Raw genomic sequence first — 20892 nt, 5'->3', positions numbered from 1 at the left:
GGGTGGGCCTCGTACACTCCAGCGAATCCGCCCCTTGCGAGGTTGACCGCCTAGTGTTCGCTCGTCTTTTTGCTTTGCCCAGTCTGTTCCTTGTCTGCCTGATGACACTGCTGCCGATGGCGTCCGCCCACGCGGTCGGTCTGCCGGGCCTGCTCAACACCAACAAGGCGCAACCCGAAGCCCAGGAACCGCTCGGCCAGTCCCTCGACGAAGTCATCAAGTCGCTGGAAAACGACAAGCAACGCGCGCAACTGCTGACCGACCTGAAGAAGCTGCGCGACGCCACCAAAAAGGCCCAGGCCAGCCCCGAAGAAGGCGTACTCGGCCTGATCGGCGGGACCCTCGCCAACTTCGAAAAGCAATTCACCGGTACCGACAGCCCGCTCAACCGCTGGGGCAACGAGTTCGACCTGGCCAAGGAAGAGCTGAGCGGCATGATGTTGCCGGCCAACGAATGGCTGCCGATCATCTTCGGCTTCGCCATGATCCTCGCGGTGTGGAGTCTGCTTGCCGCCGCGCTGATCTGGCTCGGCCATCGCGTGCGCATGCGTTTCGGCCTCACTGAAGAATTGCCGCAACACCCCAAAGCCCTCGACATGCTGCGCTTCGCCCTGCGCAAACTCGGGCCGTGGCTGATCGCTTTAGTGATGACCGTTTACATGAGCTACGCCTTGCCGTCGTCTCTAGGTAAAAGCCTGGCAATGGTGCTGGCCTATGCGCTGGTGGTCGGCACCTGTTTCTCGGCGATCTGCGTGATTGCGTTTTCCCTGCTCGACGGCCCGCACCGCCATCGTGCACTGTACATCCTCCGTCATCAGGCGTTCCGGCCGCTGTGGCTGATCGGCAGCTTCGCCGCGTTCGGCGAGGCGCTGAATGATCCACGCCTGATCGAAAGCCTCGGCGTGCATCTGGCCCACACCGCCGCGACCATCGCCAATGTCCTCGCGGCGCTGTCGACCGGCTTGTTCATCCTGCGTTTCCGCCGACCGATCGCGCATTTGATCCGCAATCAGCCGCTGTCACGACGACTGACCCGCCGCGCCCTCAGCGATACCATCGAAATCCTCGGCACCTTTTGGTACGTGCCGGCGCTGGTGCTGGTCGGCATCTCGCTATTCGCCACCTTCGTCTCCGCCGGCGACACCAGCACCGCCTTGCGCCAGTCGCTGATCTGCACCGTGCTGCTGGTGTTGTGCATGGTGATCAACGGCCTCGTGCGCCGTCATTCCTTGAAACCGCAACGCGGGCCGAAACGTCACGCGCTCTACTCCGAACGCCTGAAAAACTTCTTCTACACGCTCGCGCACTTGCTGGTCTGGCTGGTCTTCATCGAACTTGGCCTGCGCGTGTGGGGCCAGTCGCTGATCGGTTTTGCCGAAGGCGAAGGCCATGACATCAGCGTCAAACTGTTCAGCCTGATTGGCACACTGGTTTTCTCCTGGCTGATCTGGATCCTCGCCGACACCGCCGTGCACCACGCCCTGACCCGCTCGCGCAAAGGCCTGGCCAATGCGCGGGCGCAGACGATGATGCCGCTGATCCGCAACGTGCTGTTCGTGGCGATCTTCATCATTGCGCTGATCGTCGCGCTGGCGAACATGGGCATGAACGTCACGCCACTGCTGGCCGGTGCCGGTGTGATCGGTCTGGCCATCGGTTTCGGTGCGCAGTCACTGGTCGCGGACCTGATCACCGGTCTGTTCATCATCATCGAAGACTCGCTGGCCATCGATGACTACGTCGACGTCGGCGGCCACCTCGGCACTGTCGAAGGCCTGACCATCCGCACCGTGCGCCTGCGCGATATCGACGGCATCGTCCACACCATCCCGTTCAGCGAAATCAAAAGCATCAAGAACTACTCACGGGAATTCGGCTACGCGATCTTCCGCGTCGCAGTGCCGTACAACATGGAAATCGACGACGCGATCAAACTGATGCGCGAAGTAGGCCAGAAGATGCGCACCGATCCGTTGCAGCGGCGCAACATCTGGTCGCCGCTGGAGATTCAGGGTGTCGAAAGCTTCGAGTCCGGCAGCGCGATCCTGCGGGCGCGGTTCAAGACTGCGCCGATCAAACAGTGGGAAGTTTCTCGAGCCTTCAACCTGTCGCTCAAGCGCCATCTCGACGAAGCCGGACTCGATCTGGCAACGCCGCGCATGAGCGTGCAAGTGATCACTGCCGGTGGCGGTCAGCCGAAGGAATAGCACTCAGGCGCGCGGTAGCAGTCACAGGCAGGGAAGCCCGACAACAATAATCAAGGAGAACCCGATGCAACTGACGCGCATTGCCCAAGCCGTTCTACTGACCCTGTTCGCCAGCCACGCCGGCGCCGCGACGCTGGAAAGCACCCGCACGCAAATCGCCGAACAAGCGCAAAAGCTCGAGCCGGAACTGCTGGAAACCCGCCGCGACATCCACGCCCACCCGGAACTCGGCAACACCGAAAAGCGCACCGCCGAACTGGTCGCCAAACAACTGCAAGCTCTGGGCCTGGACGTCAAAACCGGCGTCGCCCGCACCGGCGTAGTGGCCGTGCTCAAAGGCGCCCTGCCCGGCCCGACCGTGGCCCTGCGCGCCGACATGGACGCGCTGCCGGTCAAGGAAGTCGCCGACCTGCCCTTCGCCTCGAAAGCCAAAGGCACCTACCTCGACAAAGAAGTCGACGTCATGCACGCCTGCGGCCACGACGCCCACACCGCGATCCTGCTGAGCACGGCGAAAATTCTCACGGGCATGCGCGACACCTTGCCCGGCACCGTGGTGTTCTACTTTCAGCCTGCCGAAGAAGGCCCAAGCGACTTCATCCCCGACGGAAAAAACACCTGGGGCGCGAAAATGATGGTCGAGGAAGGCGTGATGAAATCACCGAAACCCGATGCGGTCTTCGGCCTGCACGTCTGGGCCGGTGTTCCCGCCGGCCAGATCGCCTTCCGCCCAGGCGCCACCCTGGCCAGCTCCGACGACCTGCGCATCAAAATCCTCGGCAAACAGACCCACGCCGGCCGCCCTTGGGACGGCATCGACCCGATCACCGTCGGCGCGCAAACTATCGTCGGCCTGCAAACCGTGGTCAGCCGCCGCACCGATATCTCGTCTTATCCGTCAGTGGTCAGCATCGGCACCATCAACGGCGGGACGCGCTACAACATCATTCCCGAATCCGTCGACATGACCGGCACGATCCGCTCCTACGACTACGGCATCCGCCAGAAACTGCATGCCGACGTCCGCCAGACCGTGGAAAAAATCGCCGAAAGCGGCGGCGCCAAAGCCGACGTCACCATCATCGAAAAATACGACCCGACCATCAACAACCCGGCACTGACGGAAAAAATGCTGCCGACGTTGAAGTGGGCGGCCAAGGATGATGTGGTGAATGCACCGCTGGTGGGTGGCGCGGAAGACTTCTCGTTCTTTGCCAAGGAAGTGCCGGGACTGTTTGTGTTTCTCGGCGTGACGCCAAGAGACCAGGACATGAGCAAGGCAGCGCCGAATCACAATCCGGGGTTCTTTGTCGATGAGTCGGCGCTGGTGGTAGGCGTGAGAACATTGGCCTCGTTGGCGACGGATTATCTGTATGCCAATGCGGGGGCGGGCAAGTAGGGATGAGGTGACTGTGGGGGCGCCTTCGCGAGCAAGCTCGCTCCCACATTTGGACCCTGTACAGCCTGCCAGAAACAGGTCGGCTGTCAGGCCGCCATCGCTGGCAAGCCAGCTCCCACGAGGATTGAGCCAACCGGTAAACCTGTATCGCTTCGGCTTCTCACCACTCAACACAATGAGCGCAAGCTCGAGTACCGTTCTTGATCTTGATCCACGGGCGACGTCGGAAGGCTGAGTGGAGGGATTGATCCGGGGGTGGGAGCGCAGCGACCGTTTGGCGCAGCCAAACACAGCGAGAGGAGGTGCAGCGAAGCAAACCGTAGGCGCTGCGCCCGGATCGATCCCGGAGCGAAGGAACCCCGAGCCCCAGCGAGCGGGCCGCACGCAGGAGCAAGCCTTTTTGGTTACTTTTTCGGCGTCTGGAAAAAGTGACCCGCCGTAAGGGCGGAACCCTAATCAGCACCACCCGAAGCAACGGATATGCCCCCCAAAACGATCAAACCACATCAACCCCAACGTGAATCGCATCATGCCGCCAAAACTCCAGATCACAATCAATCAACCGCTCATGCTGATCATAATTGACCCGAGCAATCCGTAACCCCGGGCTCCCCACCGACACCCGCAAAGCCGCCGCCGCATCCACCGACAATGACGTAGGCACAATCTCAAAGCGCACCCGCCCATAGTGCAAATCGTAATGCCGCGCATACAACTCGGTGATCGACTGATTCAAATCAAACTCAAGAATCCCCGGAAAAAACTGCGGATTCAAATAATGCTCCACATACAACACCAACCGCCCATCAATCCGCCGCGACCGGCAAATCTGAATCACGCTCGACAACGCCGGCAACTGCAACCACGCACACACCGCCGCCGACGCCGGCTGCAACCGCGCCGAAATCACCTCGGTCGACGGCACCCGCCCCTGCGCACTGACCATCGCGTGAAAGTGACTGCGCTGCATCAGGTTGTACGCCAGACGCGGCGGCGAGACGAACCAGCCACGGCGCTCCTCGCGATAAATCTGCCCCTGCGCCTCCAACTGCAACAACGCCTCACGCACGGTAATCCGCGTCGTGCCGAACAACTCACTGAGCTTGCGCTCGGCCGGCAACTTGCTGCCCGCCGCCAGCAACCCGTGATCAAGCTGCTCCTGCAACACCTGGCCAATCGCTGTCACCGCTTTTGTTGCCTCATCGCGCATCAACGTTACCTATCTGGACTAGACCAGCACTGTTTCGGGGCAAAACCGCACGGCGATCAAGCCGTTTTCTGATGATGCAAGCCTAGGCAGTGCAGATGACCGAGAGATGACAAAACTACCGAACGGTCGTCTTCACGACTTGCAATACATCGGCCAAGTCCCTTGCCCTGCGGGCCTTTGAGCATGGTCTACGCTTATCTGACACCCGCCAATACCGGGCAAATAAAAGGCCTGCCACAAGGCCGCCGACATCAAAGTGTCATCCAGCCCCCTTAAATTGGCTCAGGTATTGCTGACCTAGACCAACACACACCGCAATCGCAGCGTTGAACACGACCAAGGAGCTTTGGAATGAAACAGCTTTTCCTGGCAACACTGTTAGGCTCGACCATTGCAATGTGCACCTCCGCCATGGCGGCCGGCACCGATCTGAAAACCCTCGAAGCCGCTGCGAAAGCGGAAGGCGCCGTCAACAGCGTCGGCATGCCCGATGATTGGGCCAACTGGAAAGGCACCTGGGAAGACCTGGCCAAGACCTACGGCCTCAAGCACATCGACACCGACATGAGCTCGGCTCAGGAAATCGCCAAGTTCGCCGCCGAGAAAGACAACGCCACCGCTGACATCGGCGACGTCGGTGCGGCCTTCGGCCCGATCGCGGTCAAGCAAGGCGTGGTGCAACCGTACAAGCCAAGCACCTGGGATCAGGTCCCGGACTGGGCCAAGGACAAGGACGGCAACTGGGCGCTGGCCTACACCGGCACCATCGCCTTCATCGTCAACAAAAAGCTGCTGCACGGCTCCGAAGTGCCAACCAAATGGGCTGACCTCAAGGGCGGCAAATACAAAGTCTCGATCGGTGACGTGAGCACCGCCGCCCAAGCCGCCAACGGCGTTCTCGCTGCGGCACTGGCCAACGGTGGCGACGAGAAAAACATCAAGCCTGCGCTGCTGCTGTTCGCCGACATCGCCAAACAGGGTCGCCTGTCGATGGCCAACCCGACCATCGCCACCATGGAAAAAGGCGAGATCGAAGTCGGTGTGGTCTGGGACTTCAACGGCCTCAGCTACAAGGCCAAGATGGCCAACCCGGATGACTACGTGGTGCTGATCCCGTCCGACGGTTCGGTGATTTCCGGCTACACCACGATCATCAACAAGTACGCGAAAAACCCCAACGCCGCCAAGCTGACCCGCGAATACATCTTCAGCGACGCCGGCCAGACCAACCTCGCCCGCGGTAACGCCCGCCCGATCCGTGCCGAGCACTTGCAACTGCCGGAAGACGTGAAGGCCAAACTGCTGCCGAACGAGCAGTACAAAAAGGTCACCCCGATCAAAGACGCCGATGCGTGGGAAAAAACTTCGAAGGCCCTGCCACAGCAGTGGAACGAGGAAGTCATCGTAGAGATGAAATAAACCGGCTTATCACTACTGCGTGATCTGTTGAAGATCCAAATGTGGGAGCGAGCCTGCTCGCGAAGGCGTCGTGTCAGTCGACATCAATGTTGAATGATCTGCCGCATTCGCGAGCAGGCTCGCTCCCACAGGGGATCTCGGCTGAATCTGAAATTTCCTGTTTCGCGGAGTTTTTGCCCCTATGAAGCACAACGTCATCCTTGTCGTGCTCGACGGCCTCAACTACGAGGTCGCGCGTCACGCCATGGGGCATCTGCAGGCTTATGTTGGCGCAGGACGCGCCGCGCTCTACCAGTTGGAGTGCGAACTGCCGGCCCTGTCCCGACCGCTTTATGAATGCATCCTCACCGGCGTGCCGCCCATCGACAGCGGCATCGTCCACAACAACGTCTCGCGCTTGTCCAATCAGCGCAGCATTTATCACTACGCCCGCGATGCCGGTCTGAAGACTGCTGCAGCGGCGTATCACTGGGTTAGCGAGTTGTATAACCGTTCGCCGTTCGTGGCAGCACGCGACCGCCACACCGACAATCTGTCGCTGCCGATCCAGCACGGGCATTTCTACTGGAGCGATCACTACCCGGACTCGCACCTGTTCGCCGACGCGGAAAACCTGCGCCTGCGCCACGATCCGGATTTCCTGCTGATCCACCCGATGAACATCGACGACGCCGGGCACAAACACGGCCTCGACTCTTCGCAATACCGCAACAGCGCGCGCTTCGCCGACATCATCCTCGCCGACTATCTGCAGAACTGGCTCGACGCTGGCTATCAGGTATTGGTGACCGCCGACCACGGCATGAACAACGATCGCTCGCACAACGGCCTGCTGCCGGAAGAGCGTCAGGTGCCGCTGTTTGTCCTCGGTGACGCGTTCAGCCTCGACGCTGACGCCGCACCGAAGCAGACCGAAATCTGCGGCACGGTCTGCGAACTGCTCGGCGTGCCCCATGACAAACCGGTGTGCCGGGAGTTGCTCAAGTGAACTCAATGACTCGCGGTAAATGGCTGGCAGCCCTGTGCGTGGTGCCCTTCGCGCTGTTCTTTATCGTCTTCGAAATCGCTCCGCTGACCTGGGTGATGATCAGCAGCCTGCAATCAGAAGAATTCGGCTGGGGCTTGGCCAACTTCAGCAAGATCTTCAGCTCGAAGTTCTATTTGCAGGCGATCCAGTACAGCCTCGAAATCAGTTTCTGGTCGAGCGTGTTCGGCATCATCATTGCCGTACTGGGTGCGTATTCCCTGCGCCGGGTCGATTCGAAACTGCGCAATTTCGTGAATGCCTTCGCCAACATGACCAGCAATTTTTCCGGCGTACCCTTGGCCTTCGCGTTCATCATCCTGCTCGGTTTCAACGGCAGCATCACGATCATGCTGAAGCAGTCGGGGATCATTCAGGATTTCAACCTGTACTCGAAAACCGGGCTGATCATCCTCTACACCTACTTCCAGATTCCCCTTGGTGTGCTGCTGCTCTATCCCGCCTTCGACGCCTTGCGTGAAGACTGGCGCGAGTCCGCCGCACTGCTTGGCGCCAATGGCTGGCAATTCTGGCGCCACATCGGCTTACCGGTGCTGACCCCGGCGCTGCTCGGCACGTTCGTGATCCTGCTGGCCAACGCCCTCGGTGCCTACGCCACGGTGTATGCACTGACGACGGGCAACTTCAACGTCCTGCCGATCCGGATTGCAGCGATGGTCTCCGGCGACATTTCCCTCGACCCGAATCTGGCCAGCGCTCTGGCCGTGGTGCTGGTGGCGCTGATGACCATCGTCACCGTCGTGCATCAACTGCTGTTGAAGAGGAGCTACCATGTCTCGCGCTGAATCCGGCCCGGCCGGCCTCTACCACCGCGTCGTGGTTTACCTGCTGTTTGCCATCCTCTTGCTGCCACTCGTGGGAACGCTGATTTATTCGATCGCCAGCAGTTGGTCGGCGACCATCCTGCCCAGCGGTTTTACCTTCAAGTGGTACATCCAGTTGTGGAGCGATCCGCGTTTCCTGCACGCATTCGGCCAGTCATTGCTGGTCTGCGTTGGCGCGCTGGTGCTGTCGGTGGTGCTGATCCTGCCGCTGCTGTTCGTGGTGCATTACCACTTTCCGAAACTCGATGCGCTGATGAACATCCTCATCCTGCTGCCCTTCGCAGTGCCGCCGGTGGTGTCTTCGGTGGGACTGTTGCAACTTTACGGTTCCGGGCCGATGGCGATGGTCGGCACGCCGTGGATTCTGATCGGCTGCTACTTCACCGTGGCCCTGCCGTTTATGTACCGGGCGATCACCAACAATCTGCAAGCGATCAACCTGCGCGACCTGATGGACGCTGCGCAACTGCTTGGCGCCAGCACCTTTCAAGCGGCGTTTCTGGTGGTGCTGCCGAATCTGCGCAAAGGCCTGATGGTCGCGTTGCTGCTGTCGTTCTCGTTCCTGTTCGGGGAGTTCGTTTTCGCCAACATTCTGGTCGGCACGCGCTACGAAACCCTGCAGGTTTATCTGAACAACATGCGCAACAGCAGCGGTCACTTCACCAGTGCGCTGGTCATCTCGTATTTCTTTTTCGTGCTGGTCCTGACCTGGATCGCCAACATCTTGAACAAGGACAAAAGCGAATGAGCTATGTCAGCGTCCGACACCTGCAGAAAAGCTACGCCGGCACCACCGTGTTCAGCGATATCGACTGCGAAATCAACAAGGGCGAGTTCGTCACCCTGCTCGGCCCGTCCGGTTGCGGCAAGTCCACCCTGCTGCGTTGCATTGCCGGACTGACGCCAGTGGATGGCGGCAAGATCCTGCTGGATGGCGTCGACATCGTGCCGTTGAGCCCACAGAAACGCGGGATCGGCATGGTGTTTCAGAGCTATGCGCTGTTCCCCAACATGACCGTCGAGCAGAACGTTGCCTTCGGTTTGCGCATGCAGAAGGTCAATGCCGACGACAGCCATAAACGCGTTTCCGAGGTGTTGAAACTTGTTGAACTGAACGACTTCGCCAGCCGCTATCCACATCAACTGTCCGGTGGCCAATGTCAGCGCGTGGCCCTCGCCCGTTCGCTGGTCACCCGTCCGCGTTTGTTGCTGCTGGACGAGCCGCTGTCGGCCCTCGATGCACGGATTCGTAAGCACCTGCGCGAACAGATCCGCCAGATCCAGCGCGAACTCGGCCTGACCACTATTTTCGTCACCCACGATCAGGAAGAAGCGCTGACCATGTCTGACCGGATTTTCCTGATGAATCAGGGAAAAATCGTCCAGAGCGGCGATGCCGAAACACTGTACACCGCGCCGGTCGATGTATTCGCCGCAGGCTTCATCGGCAACTACAACCTGCTCGATGCCGACGACGCGTCGAAGCTGTTGCAGCGCCCGATCAACCACCGCATTGCCATTCGCCCGGAAGCCATCGAATTGAGCCTCAACGGCGAACTCGACGCGCAGATCCGCAGCCACAGCCTGCTCGGCAATGTCATCCGCTACCGGATCGAAGCGCGCGGCGTAGAACTGGTGGTGGATGTGCTTAACCGCTCGGCGGCCGATCTGCATCCCGACGGTCAGCGACTGGCACTTTCCATCGATCCAACGGCCCTGTGTGAGGTAGCCTGATGACTTTGCTGACGTTGAAGAGAGAACTGCACTGATGGCCCTGGCAATTTTTGATCTGGACGAAACGTTGATCCACGGCGACTGCGCCACCCTCTGGAGCGAGCAGATGGGGCGCCTGGGCTGGGTCGATCCCGAGTCGTTCATGCGCAAGAACAACGAACTGATGGACGCCTACAGCCATGGCAAATTGCGCATGGAAGAGTACATGGAGTTCAGCCTCGAACCGCTGATCGGCCGTACGCCAGAAGAAGTCGATCATCTGGTCGGGCCGTGGGTGGAAGACTTTATCGAACCGATCATCTTCAGCGACGCGACCAAGACCATCGCCGCCCACCGCAAGGCGGGAGACCGGATTCTGGTGATCTCGGCGTCGGGCACGCATCTGGTCAGACCGATTGCCGATCGATTGGGCATTGATGAAGTTCTGGGGATTGAACTGGAAGTCGCCCATGGCGTTTACAGCGGCCACACCGTCGGCACCCTGACCTACCGCGAAGGCAAGATCACGCGTTTGCTGGAATGGCTGGATGCTGAAGAGGAAAACCTGGAGGGTGCGAGTTTCTATTCCGACTCGCGTAATGATTTGCCGTTGTTGCTGAAGGTGGATTTCCCACACGTGGTGAATCCGGATCCAGTGCTTCTGGAGCACGCCGAAAAAGCCGGCTGGCCAATCCACCTGTGGAAATGACAAAGATTTAATCTGCAATTGCAGGCTGACATTCCGAACCCGAGTTCGACACCATGTGTCAGGTCGATGTACCTCGACAGAACAACTCAGTCAGTCCCCTCTCCCTTTGGGAGAGGGTTAGGGTGAGGGGCTTTTTGCCCTGGTCTCAGCTCAGACTTTCGTCAATCACCAACACCAGTTTGCCAGCCACCTTGTTGCTCGCCAGCTCCGTAAACGCCGCCTCGGCATCCTTCACCGCAAACGCCTTGGCCAACTGCGGACTCAACCGCCCTTCGGCAAACAACGGCCACACCTGCTGGCCCAGATCACTCAACAGATCCGCCTTGAACTGATCGTCACGACTGCGCAACGTCGAGCCCAGCAGTTGCACACGCTTGGCCAAGACCTGCGCCAGATCCAGTTTGGCCTCACGGCCACCCATCAAACCGATCAACACCCAACGGCCGTCCAGCGCCATCAGTTTGAGGTTCAGCGCCGAATAATTGCCGCCGACCGGATCGAGAATCACATTGAACGGCCCGAAATCACGCAGGCTCTCCAGATCATCGGTGCGCAGCACCCCGCCCTGCGCACCCAGCGCCTCACAGTAGGCCAAACGCTCGGCCGAACCGACGCTTACCCAACATGGATTGCCGAACGCCTTGCACAACTGAATGGCGGCTGAACCGATTCCACTTGCGCCGGCATGCAGGAGAACTTTCTCACCCGGTTTGAGCGCCGCAAGTTGAAACACATTCAGCCAGACTGTTGCATAAACCTCAGGCAATGCGGCGGCCTCGATCAGCGAGACGCCTTCGGGAACCGGCAGCACATGCCGGCCGTCGACGACTACCTCTTCGGCCATCCCGCCCCCGGCCAACAAGGCGCAAACCCTATCGCCAACCTGCCAGGCACTGCCGGCGCCGACCTCGCTGATCACCCCGGAGCACTCAAGACCGAGCACTTGGCTGGCACCTGGTGGGGGCGGATAAAGCCCTGCTTTCTGTAATAAATCGGCGCGATTGAGGCCCGCTGCCGCCACTCGGATGCGGACTTGTCCTACATCGCACGTAGGACTCGGCTCTTCAACCCATGCCACTTGACCGTCAACGCCTTGCAATGCCTTCACAGTGCCTCCATAGTGAGTCTGGACTGAGCCCGAAGCTGTAGCGCCGGGCTTTTTGCATTATGCGACCGGCTCTCGTAGAACCGGCGACTTCAAAGACGGCCTAATATGCGTTATCAATTGTCCCCGCGTCGAATCAGCATGAAGCATTTGCTCCCCAGCACCGCCCTCGCTCTTTTCATCGGTATCGGTTTGTTGCCGGTGTCGGGCACTACATTCGCAGCCAACAGCTGGGACAAGTTGCAGCCTGATCGCGATGAAGTCATCGCCAGCCTGAACGTCGTCGAGTTGCTCAAGCGTCACCACTACAGCAAGCCGCCGCTCGACGATGCGCGCTCGGTGATCATCTACGACAGCTACCTCAAGCTGCTGGATCCGTCGCGCAGCTACTTCATGGCCAGCGACATCACCGAATTCGACAAGTGGAAGACCCAGTTCGACGACTTCCTCAAAAGCGGCGACCTCAACGCCGGGTTCACCATCTACAAGCGCTATCTGGACCGCGTAAAGTCGCGTCTGGACTTCGCCCTTGCCGAGCTGAACAAAGGCGTCGACAAGATGGACTTCACCACCAAGGAGACCTTGCTGATTGATCGCAAGGACGCACCTTGGCTCAAATCCACCGCTGAACTCGACGACCTGTGGCGCAAACGCGTCAAGGACGAAGTGCTGCGGATGAAGATCGCCGGCAAAGAGCCGAAGCAGATCCAGGAAACCCTGACCAAACGCTACAAGAACCAGTTGGCGCGCCTGGACCAGACCCGTCCGGAAGATATCTTCCAGGCGTACATCAACACCTTCGCCATGTCGTACGATCCGCACACCAACTATCTGTCGCCGGATAACGCGGAAAACTTCGACATCAACATGAGCCTGTCCCTCGAGGGCATCGGTGCCGTGTTGCAGAGCGACAACGACCAGGTCAAGGTCGTGCGTCTGGTGCCGGCAGGCCCGGCTGACAAGACCAAACAGGTTGCCCCGGCCGACAAGATCATCGGTGTTGCCCAAGGCAACAAAGAGATGGTCGACGTGGTCGGCTGGCGTCTGGACGAAGTGGTCAAGCTGATCCGTGGCCCGAAAGGCACCGTGGTGCGTCTGGAAGTGATTCCGGCAAGCAATGCGCCGAACGACCAGACCACCAAGATCGTGCCGATCACCCGTGAAGCGGTGAAGCTTGAAGACCAGGCCGTGAAGAAGTCCGTGCTCAACCTGAAACAGGACGGCAAGGACTACAAACTCGGCGTGATCGAGATCCCGGCCTTCTACCTCGACTTCAAGGCGTTCCGCGCTGGTGATCCGGACTACAAGAGCACCACTCGCGACGTCAAGAAACTGCTGACCGAACTGCAGAAAGACAAAGTCGACGGCGTGGTCATCGACCTGCGCAACAACGGCGGCGGTTCCCTGCAGGAAGCCACGGAGCTGACCAGTCTGTTTATCGACAAGGGGCCGACCGTCCTCGTGCGTAATGCCGATGGCCGTGTCGACGTCCTCGAAGATGAAAACCCGGGCGCGTTCTACAAAGGTCCGATGGCGTTGCTGGTCAACCGCTTGTCCGCCTCGGCTTCGGAGATCTTCGCCGGCGCCATGCAGGACTACCACCGCGCGCTGATCATCGGTGGCCAGACCTTCGGTAAAGGCACCGTGCAGACCATTCAGCCGCTGAACCATGGCGAACTGAAGCTGACTCTGGCCAAGTTCTACCGGGTTTCCGGTCAGAGCACCCAGCATCAGGGCGTGTTGCCGGACATCGACTACCCGTCGCTGATCGACACCAAGGAAATCGGCGAGAGCGCACTGCCGGAAGCCATGCCGTGGGACACCATCCGCGCAGCGATCAAACCGGCGGCCGATCCGTTCAAGCCGTTCCTGGCGCAGCTCAAGTCCGAGCATGACACGCGCACCGCCAAGGATGCCGAGTTCGTGTTCATCCGTGACAAGCTCGCCCTGGCGCAGAAACTGATGGAAGAAAAAACCGTCAGCCTCAACGAAGCCGAACGCCGTGCCCAGCACAACGACATCGACGCCAAGCAACTGACGATGGAAAACATCCGTCGCAAAGCCAAAGGCGAAGAGCCGCTTAAAGAGCTGAAGAAAGAAGACGAAGACGCTCTTGCGGCCGCTGACCCGGACAAGGTCAAACCGGAGGACGATGCCTACCTGAGCGAAACCGGGCGCGTGCTGCTGGATTACCTGAAGCTGAGCAATCAGGTGGCCAAGAAGTAAGGTGATGGCAATTTAGTGCTGACGATCCCCGGATCGTCATCAAACAGTCATCATTCTGTCGTGCAATAAAGGACTGGGAGCCATTCTCTTCATCGAGAACGCTCCCAGTCCTTTTTTTATCGCCAGAGATTGCCATGACCACGACCGAACAGCTGAGTGCCTTGAGCTCGATCCTGACTCAAAGCGGTTTACACAGCCTGTTCCAACCGATCATTTGTCTCTCGGAACGGCGCATTCTCGGCTACGAAGCGCTCACGCGCGGCCCTTCCAACAGCCCTCTTCACTCGCCGATCGCGCTGTTCGCCGTGGCCCGTCAGGCCGGGCGTTTGAGCGAGCTGGAAATCGCCTGCCGCCAAAGCGCTTGCCGTCGCTTCAACGAGCAACAACTGCCGGGCAAACTGTTCCTCAACGTCTCGCCGGAATCCTTACTTGAAGCCGCCCACCAACCGGGGCGCACATTGCAGTTGCTGCAGGATTTCGGCATTCCGCCCAGTCAGGTGGTCATCGAACTGACCGAACAGACGCCCATCGACGATTTCCAGTTGCTGCAAACCGCCTTGCATCACTATCGAGCGATGGGTTTTTCCATTGCACTGGATGATCTCGGTGCCGGCTATTCCAGCCTGCGTCTGTGGTCGGAGCTGCGCCCGGACTACGTGAAGATCGATAGACACTTCATCGATGGCATTCATCAGGACGCGCTGAAGAGAGAGTTCGTCGGCTCGATCCTGCAAATCGCCAAAGCCTCTCGCGCACAAGTCATCGCCGAAGGCATCGAACTGCCAGAAGAACTCGCGGTGCTGACGGAAATGGGTGTCGATCTGGTGCAGGGTTACTTGCTCGGTCGTCCTCAGGAACATCCGCCCCGCGACGCCCGCGCCTTGATGCCCAAACACGACAGCAGCAGCGTTGCGCTGAACGACGAAGGCAGCGACCTCAGCGCCCTGCTCAACGACCAACCGGCCGTGCACCGCGACACACCCACCGCCAACGTGCTGGAGGCCTTCCGCCGCCAGGCCAACCTCAACTCACTGGCAGTACTCGACGAACAAGGTCAACCCTGCGGCATCGTCCACCGCCACTCATTGTCGGATGCGTTGCTCAAACCGTTCGCCACCGACCTGTTCGCGCGTAAACCGATCAGCCGTCTGATGAACGACGATTTCCTCGCCGTGGAAATGAGCCAGTCGCTGCAACAAGTCAGCCGCCTGATCACCAGCCGCGCGCGGCAACGCATCGAAGAAGACTTCATCATTACTCTTAACGGCGGCTACCTGGGTCTTGGCCGGGTGATCGACGTACTCAAACTGATTACCGAGCTGAAGATTCAACAGGCGCGGTATGCCAATCCGCTGACTTTGTTGCCGGGGAATGTGCCGATCCAGCAATGCCTGACGCGGTTGCTGCAGCAGGGGCGCGAGTCGGTCATCTGCTACGTCGACATCGACAGTTTCAAACCCTTCAACGACATTTATGGCTACGGGCGTGGTGATGAAGTTTTGCTGTGTTTGGCGCAATGCCTCAACGAGCGCGTCGACCCGAGCCGCGACTTCGTGGGCCATATTGGCGGCGACGACTTCCTGCTCGTCCTCGGCCCGGAAGACTGGCGCAAACGTGTCAATCAACTGCTTGATGACTTCCAGAGCCAGTGCCGACGCTTCTATCGCCCTGAACACCTTGAGGCGGGATGTTTTATTGCGCCGAATCGCCAAGGGGTGCGGCAGGAGTTTCCGCTGTTGTCACTGTCCATCGGTGTGGTGCACCTACACCCCGAAGCCTGCGCACAGCTGGATGCCAGTCAACTCGCGGAAATGGCTTCCCAGGCGAAGCATCATGCGAAGAATATTCCGGGGTATAGCGTGCATGTGATTGATAGTCTTTCCACTCCCGACGTCCATTCACCACAGTTAATCGGACAACGTTGACTTGCACCCTGTGGGAGCGGACTTGCTAGCGAAGTGACAACTTACAAACCAATATCTCTGTAGATCAAAAATGATGAAGGCTCATCCAGGAACACCTAAATGTTACTGCGTGAAGCTTCTCTGAAAAGTACAGAAATGTGCTTTAACCACGCATTTCCGTCTTGCCAGTCATGCCAATAGCAGTAACAACATCCAATTTCCTTCAGTAAGAAATCTCGAAACTTATTTTCTGTCATATTCATCGCCAGCAAGGCATCGATTTCCGTTATCACTCTCTCCACTGCGCTACAGTCTGAATCGGCTAAGAAAGATCTGACAACATCATCTGCGAAGGCAAACTCACACATCCAATCCTCATGAAAATAGGCTCCGAGAAACTGGAAAAGGCTAGGAAAATCTTCAGTTGTCATTTACAAAACCCGTCAAAATAAAGTAACCAAGTGGTGAAGTTGCATCCCGTCGCAGCACTAATCTAATACTAAACAACGGTTCTAGTGTTCCACTCTGTCTCAGAACACCCACACCAGCAGGAGCAGACACTCGCTCATTGATCACAAATTTACTTGCGTTACCTGCTAGAAAATTATCAATATCGACTTTGTTGTTCCTGATAACATTCGAGAGTGCAGCTTCAGCCTCTGCCCTATTAAGAAATGTTGACGCAATAGGTATGTTCGGCTCAGCCATTAGTCTAGCTCTCAGTTGAGCCTCCGATCTATTGACATGTCTTGCAATAGCATGTCCACCTCGAGACTCGTGGGCCTCTAATCCCCCACCTGGAACAATTTCACTATAGGGCCCATCTGCCTGTATCGCTCCAGGGCACGGAGTGCAAGCTAACCCCAACGGATCCACCCACCCCGTCGGATTCGGCACGTACTGGTACTGATTCAGCCCACCCGCCAACTTGATTGGGTCCGGCGTCAGATACCGCCCCAGCCGCGGGTCGTAATACCGATGGCGGTTGTAATGCAGGCCACTTTCCGCATCGAAGTACTGCCCCTGAAAACGCAGCGGCTGGTTCAGGTAGTCGTCGCCAGCCAGGGTCAGCGCGGCGACTTTGCCGTAGGCGTCGTATTGCGCGGACCAGACGATGTCGCCGCTGTAGTCGGTGAGTTCCTGCGGGGTGCCGAGGTGGTCGAGTTGGTAGTAGAACGGGCAGGCCTTTTTCGGGCCTTTACCGTCGAGCAGCGCCAGCGGGCGGAAGGTGCCGGGTTCGTAGACGTAGCTGCGGTATTCGTTTTCGCTGCTTTCGGCGACGAGGTGGTCGCCTTGCCAGAAGAATTCGGTGGTTTCGCCGTTGACGGTTTTGCGGATACGCCGGCCGAAGGCGTCGTATTGGTAACTGGCGGTCTGGCCGTCCGGGCGGGTCAGGCCGATCAGGCGGTGCTGGCAGTCGTAGCGGTATTCAGTGACGAGTGTCTGTGCGCGGCCGCGACGTTCGCGGATCAGGTTGCCGAAGGCGTCGTAGTCGTAATGACGATCGCCTTGCATCAGCAGGCGATTGCCCTTTATCTGGCTCGGGCCAGGGCGGTCCTGCATCAGCAGGTTGCCGGCCGGGTCGTGGGCGAAGCTTTCCGGTAGTTCGTCACGTGAGTGGCGTACGCGGATCAGCCGGTCGAGGGCGTCGTAGCCGTAGGTGCGCTGGCCGTGGCGGCTGTCGGCGATGTGCGCGAGATTGCCGTTGGCGCTGTAGGCATAATCGCGGCGGTACAACGCATCGCGCTGATGGCCTACGGCGTGGGCGAGTAATCGTCCTTGATCGTCGTAGGAGTATTCGCTGAGCAGCAGACCTTGTTGGCGTTGCAGTTCGCGACCGGACTGGTAGACATGGCGGGTCAGCGGCGTGCCGTTGAGGTCAATCCCGCTCAGTGCGCCGCCCTTGGCGTGGCGGTAGTCGAGCACGCTGTTGTCCGGCAGACGCATGCGTTTGAGCTGGCCGCAGGCGTCGTAGCGGTAACGCAGGGTGCCCCAGCCCTGATGCTCGGTGATCAGCCGGTCCTGACGGTCGTACTCGAAGGCCAAAGGATGTTGCTGGCCGTCGTCGACACCGACCAGTCGGCCGAGGCGGTCGTATTGATAGGAAACCTTGATCCCGTCGGGCAAAGTTTTAACCAGCAAACGCCCGGCAGCATCGCGCTCATAAGCGGTGACCAAACAAGAGCCGTCATCACCGAACTCGGTCTTTTCCAGCAGATGCCCATTGAGGTCATAGGCGTACGCGGTACGCCGACCATCAAAACCGCTTTCCTGACGAATCAGCCCGGTCGGCGTGTAATCCAGCCGATACTTTTCCCCGGATTCGTTTTCGATCTCGGTGAGCAGCAGTTGCGCATGGTCGTAACGGTACTGCACCCGCGTGCCGTCGGGGTTGATCCGCCGCGAAACCAGGTGCAGATCGTCGTCATACTCATAACGGGTAATACGCCCGAGTTCATCGCGCTCGGCGGTGACCTGACCGTAGGCGCTGTAGCTGTAGGCGCGGGTGCTGCCGGTAGGAAAAGTCGTCTGAATCAGTCGGCCAAGCGCGTCCCAATGCTGACGGGTGACCGCACCGTGTTCGTCCGCAGTCGTGGTCCGCCGCCCCAGTGCATCGTAGGAAAAGCGCCGCACGCCACCGTCGGGCAAGGTCTCTTCGGTCAACTGGCCGAGGCTATTCCAGACCAGCCGATGCCGGCTGCTGTCCGGGTAGCGGATCGACAGCAACTGGCCCCGGGTGTCGTAGTAGTAATGAGTAACCTGGCCGTCGGGGTCGACCGCTTCGGTGACATCGCCCTCGGCATTGCGCCGGTAGATCCACACCGCCTCGCCGCGCGAACGTCGATGCAGGAAACCGTTGCGATACTCGTAGGACGTGGGCGCCTCATCCGGTGGAATCAGCGCGATCAGCCGTCCGACTTCGTCGTAGCGGTATTCAGTGACAGCGCCTAACGCATCCTGCTCGGCGATCAGCCGCCCCGAGGCGTCATAAGCCTTGAGCTGTTCGCCGCCATCGGCCTCGACCTTGCGCACCAGCCGCGCACGCTCGTCGTGGACGTAGGTCTCTTCAGTGCCGTCGACGTAATGCACCGCCACGCTGCCGTCGTCGTTCCAGACGTAACGCGTGTCCATCTGCGAAAACGATGCCCAGTGGCGCACGCAACGGGCAGCTTTGCCCGACCGTTCCCACTCCCAGAAGAAGCTCGCGCCACCGGCCAGTTGCCGCTGCAGAATCACGTGAGCGTCGTCGTAGTCGTAGCGCTCGCTGTCACCGACGGCGTTGGTCGCTTCGATCAGGTGCCGGTAGGCGTCGTAGCGGTAACTGACCAGCGCTTGTTCAGTGCTCCAGGCACCGTCGCGAAACACCTGGTAATCGACCCCGACCAACTGCGCCTGCTCATAGCGCAACAGCAGCGAACGCCCGGCGCCGTTGTCCAGGCGCTGCACCCGGTCAGAGCGATCACGCTGCACCGTCAGACGATTGCCATAGGCATCGCTGATCGCCGTCAGCCGTCCCGCGCGAAAGTGATAAAACCGCGCGGTGTCCCCGGCCAGTGCGAGGATCAGCTCTTCCGGCTCATCGCCCAGAAAAATCGCCGCCCGCGACAAACTGTTGTGAATCGCCGGCCGCTCAACGCTCGGCAACGGAAAACGGGTACGCCGGTTTTCGTGATCGACCCAAACAACCTCGTCGCCGGCAAATTCCAGCCGATGCGCCAGCGAATGACTCCAGCCAAACCCCAACCCGACATCGATTTCGGCGGCGCTGGAGCGATACAGGCGGGTGAACTCAAACGGCAACACGCCATCGAGCAGCGCATCGTTCAGGGTCAGCAGTTCTTCGCCGGTGACCATCGACACCGGGCAGCCGTTGGTGCAGGTGCGCGGCACGCAATCGGCGCTGTCGCCGTTGGGGTTTTTCGCCTGATCCGGCGAGTCGTCGTGATGCTCGTCTTTCTTCAACAAGGTGTTGCGCTGCGCATCCCAGCGCAATTGCATCCGGCCTTTTTTCACCCCGGCGGCGATGCCACGGGCGGCAACGGTTTTGTATTGATCGACGTATTTGATGAACCCTTCGACGATGCCAAACATCGCCTTCACCAAACGCTTTACCGCCGAGAGCAATTGCACGGCGCGATCCGCCAGACGCAGCGTCAGATAAGCGATGCCTGCGCCACCACTGACGAACGTCAAGACGACGCTGATCAGCACATCGATGAGCAACTGGACCATCATCATCGACGCCGCTTCAGCAGTTTTGCCGGCGATTTCACTGGGTGGCAGCATCTCCAGCCAAAAGCTGGCAGTGCGCAGCAATAGACACAGCGCCGCCTCGTCACTGACCAGCAGTTGCAGCTTCTCCATGACCTCGGGCGCGGTTTTCGCCAGCTCGATCAGATCCGCCGCGCCACTGCCCAAGCGCTCAGCAAACTGACCGGGATCCTTGAGGATGTCCGAGAGCAAACCAATGCTGTCCCACACGCCCTCGATCGCCGCCCAACTCCCGGCCAGCATGCCGTTGCCCGCCGCCGTCGCCACCGACTGCGACCACTGTGGCTTGAAACTCTGCCATTCACTGCGCAGCCAGCCATCCAGCTCCGCGGTCAGGCCGTCATAGGCTTTGAACAGGTCCTCGACCTGACCCGAAGTGACAGCGCTGTGCACCTGCACCCGGTAGAACTTGCCAGGTATTCCTTTGAATGAGCCTTTGCCTTGCGCATCAAGGGTGATGGGGGTGGTTTCGCCACTGTCCATGGCGATCACATCGACCACGATGTTGCCCAGCGGAATGTCGTAGACCGACTCGAATTTGCTCTCGATCAGCATCGGGCCACTCTTCGGGCACTGGACGACACCGGAGAAAAACGCGTTGTCGGTGCTGCTGACGGCAGTGCTATCGGAGCCGAAGCGAATGATCCGCTCCATGCCCATCAGTGACGGCAGATCCGCCGCGTGGCTGACCTCGTCCGCCGCGCGACTGGCCCAATGTTTGAGCTGTTCGCGGTAAACGCTGAGGGTGTCGGGAAAGCTGTCGAGTGCTTGCTCGATGCGGGTGACGGCGTCCATCAACGCACGCGGGTGGGCGAAGTGGACTGGATAAGCGGATCAAACATGGGCGTTCCCTCGCGCA

Annotated in this window: 14 protein-coding genes; 10 read left to right on the top strand and 4 right to left on the bottom strand. The window is 59.5% G+C overall.

Features of this window, described 5'->3' with window-relative positions; genetic code table 11:
* Window positions 1-53: 53 nt before the first annotated feature.
* Complete coding sequence (locus tag J0G10_RS09795) at window positions 54-2207, top strand: mechanosensitive ion channel family protein (protein ID WP_095050910.1); 2154 nt, start codon at window positions 54-56, stop codon at window positions 2205-2207.
* Window positions 2208-2271: 64 nt separating this feature from the next.
* Window positions 2272-3606 (top strand): amidohydrolase, encoded by a 1335-nt coding sequence (locus J0G10_RS09790; protein ID WP_220558357.1) that lies wholly within the window; start codon window positions 2272-2274, stop codon window positions 3604-3606.
* Between the two features lie 496 nt (window positions 3607-4102).
* Here the strand turns inward: J0G10_RS09790 and J0G10_RS09785 are convergent, their stop codons facing one another.
* Window positions 4103-4816 carry a UTRA domain-containing protein gene (locus tag J0G10_RS09785; RefSeq protein WP_064121017.1) on the bottom strand — a complete coding sequence of 238 codons (714 nt, stop codon included), beginning with the start codon at window positions 4814-4816 and terminating at the stop codon, window positions 4103-4105.
* Window positions 4817-5167: 351 nt separating this feature from the next.
* Here J0G10_RS09785 and J0G10_RS09780 point away from each other — a divergent pair, with 351 nt between their 5' ends.
* From J0G10_RS09780 to J0G10_RS09755, 6 genes are all read left to right on the top strand, one after another.
* Window positions 5168-6235, top strand: a complete 1068-nt coding sequence (locus tag J0G10_RS09780; RefSeq protein ID WP_007916337.1) for an ABC transporter substrate-binding protein — start codon at window positions 5168-5170, stop codon at window positions 6233-6235.
* 181 nt (window positions 6236-6416) lie between these two features.
* Entirely contained in the window at window positions 6417-7223 is an 807-nt protein-coding gene (locus J0G10_RS09775) for an alkaline phosphatase family protein (protein ID WP_127926394.1), read from the top strand.
* 5 nt (window positions 7224-7228) lie between these two features.
* Window positions 7229-8065: an ABC transporter permease gene (locus tag J0G10_RS09770; RefSeq protein WP_410479219.1), complete on the top strand. Its 837-nt coding sequence runs from the start codon at window positions 7229-7231 to the stop codon at window positions 8063-8065.
* Window positions 8052-8852 (top strand): ABC transporter permease, encoded by an 801-nt coding sequence (locus J0G10_RS09765; protein WP_038367024.1) that lies wholly within the window; start codon window positions 8052-8054, stop codon window positions 8850-8852. The genes J0G10_RS09770 and J0G10_RS09765 overlap by 14 nt, the downstream gene beginning before the upstream one ends.
* Window positions 8849-9838, top strand: coding sequence for an ABC transporter ATP-binding protein (locus J0G10_RS09760; protein ID WP_220558356.1), 990 nt, complete (start codon window positions 8849-8851; stop codon window positions 9836-9838). The genes J0G10_RS09765 and J0G10_RS09760 overlap by 4 nt, the downstream gene beginning before the upstream one ends.
* Window positions 9839-9872: 34 nt before the next feature.
* Window positions 9873-10526: an HAD family hydrolase gene (locus J0G10_RS09755; RefSeq protein ID WP_095124942.1), complete on the top strand. Its 654-nt coding sequence runs from the start codon at window positions 9873-9875 to the stop codon at window positions 10524-10526.
* 145 nt (window positions 10527-10671) lie between these two features.
* Here the strand turns inward: J0G10_RS09755 and J0G10_RS09750 are convergent, their stop codons facing one another.
* Window positions 10672-11634, bottom strand: a complete 963-nt coding sequence (locus J0G10_RS09750) for a zinc-binding dehydrogenase (protein ID WP_095050905.1) — start codon at window positions 11632-11634, stop codon at window positions 10672-10674.
* A 138-nt stretch (window positions 11635-11772) separates the two neighbouring features.
* Here J0G10_RS09750 and J0G10_RS09745 point away from each other — a divergent pair, with 138 nt between their 5' ends.
* Together J0G10_RS09745 and J0G10_RS09740 are read left to right on the top strand one after the other, a co-directional pair.
* Entirely contained in the window at window positions 11773-13857 is a 2085-nt protein-coding gene (locus J0G10_RS09745) for a carboxy terminal-processing peptidase (RefSeq protein ID WP_177409296.1), read from the top strand.
* 134 nt (window positions 13858-13991) lie between these two features.
* Window positions 13992-15782 carry a bifunctional diguanylate cyclase/phosphodiesterase gene (locus J0G10_RS09740; protein WP_220558355.1) on the top strand — a complete coding sequence of 597 codons (1791 nt, stop codon included), beginning with the start codon at window positions 13992-13994 and terminating at the stop codon, window positions 15780-15782.
* A 95-nt stretch (window positions 15783-15877) separates the two neighbouring features.
* Here J0G10_RS09740 and J0G10_RS09735 read toward each other — a convergent pair whose 3' ends face one another.
* Both J0G10_RS09735 and J0G10_RS09730 read right to left on the bottom strand, forming a co-directional pair.
* The gene (locus tag J0G10_RS09735) at window positions 15878-16192 is read right to left on the bottom strand and encodes a contact-dependent growth inhibition system immunity protein (RefSeq protein WP_099758414.1); all 315 of its coding nucleotides are present in this window, start codon (window positions 16190-16192) and stop codon (window positions 15878-15880) included.
* Window positions 16182-20828: an RHS repeat-associated core domain-containing protein gene (locus J0G10_RS09730; protein ID WP_220558354.1), complete on the bottom strand. Its 4647-nt coding sequence runs from the start codon at window positions 20826-20828 to the stop codon at window positions 16182-16184. Before J0G10_RS09730 ends, J0G10_RS09735 begins: the two co-directional genes overlap by 11 nt.
* Between the last annotated feature and the right edge of the window lie 64 nt (window positions 20829-20892).

Source organism: Pseudomonas germanica, assembly GCF_019614655.1.
Taxonomy (GTDB): Bacteria; Pseudomonadota; Gammaproteobacteria; order Pseudomonadales; family Pseudomonadaceae; genus Aquipseudomonas; species Aquipseudomonas neuropathica.
Note: the sequence above shows the minus strand (reverse complement) of the source record. Positions and strands in the feature narration are given on the sequence as shown.

Bases quoted from the DNA above. Each gene is read 5' to 3' on its own strand.
- J0G10_RS09765 (WP_038367024.1), top strand. From the start codon at position 8,052: ATGTCTCGCGCTGAATCCGGCCCGGCCGGCCTCTACCACCGCGTCGTG.
- J0G10_RS09740 (WP_220558355.1), top strand. From the start codon at position 13,992: ATGACCACGACCGAACAGCTGAGTGCCTTGAGCTCGATCCTGACTCAA.
- J0G10_RS09770 (WP_410479219.1), top strand. From the start codon at position 7,229: ATGACTCGCGGTAAATGGCTGGCAGCCCTGTGCGTGGTGCCCTTCGCG.
- J0G10_RS09785 (WP_064121017.1), bottom strand. From the start codon at position 4,816: ATGCGCGATGAGGCAACAAAAGCGGTGACAGCGATTGGCCAGGTGTTG.
- J0G10_RS09755 (WP_095124942.1), top strand. From the start codon at position 9,873: ATGGCCCTGGCAATTTTTGATCTGGACGAAACGTTGATCCACGGCGAC.
- J0G10_RS09760 (WP_220558356.1), top strand. From the start codon at position 8,849: ATGAGCTATGTCAGCGTCCGACACCTGCAGAAAAGCTACGCCGGCACC.
- J0G10_RS09730 (WP_220558354.1), bottom strand. From the start codon at position 20,828: ATGGACGCCGTCACCCGCATCGAGCAAGCACTCGACAGCTTTCCCGAC.
- J0G10_RS09780 (WP_007916337.1), top strand. From the start codon at position 5,168: ATGAAACAGCTTTTCCTGGCAACACTGTTAGGCTCGACCATTGCAATG.
- J0G10_RS09790 (WP_220558357.1), top strand. From the start codon at position 2,272: ATGCAACTGACGCGCATTGCCCAAGCCGTTCTACTGACCCTGTTCGCC.
- J0G10_RS09775 (WP_127926394.1), top strand. From the start codon at position 6,417: ATGAAGCACAACGTCATCCTTGTCGTGCTCGACGGCCTCAACTACGAG.
- J0G10_RS09745 (WP_177409296.1), top strand. From the start codon at position 11,773: ATGAAGCATTTGCTCCCCAGCACCGCCCTCGCTCTTTTCATCGGTATC.
- J0G10_RS09735 (WP_099758414.1), bottom strand. From the start codon at position 16,192: ATGACAACTGAAGATTTTCCTAGCCTTTTCCAGTTTCTCGGAGCCTAT.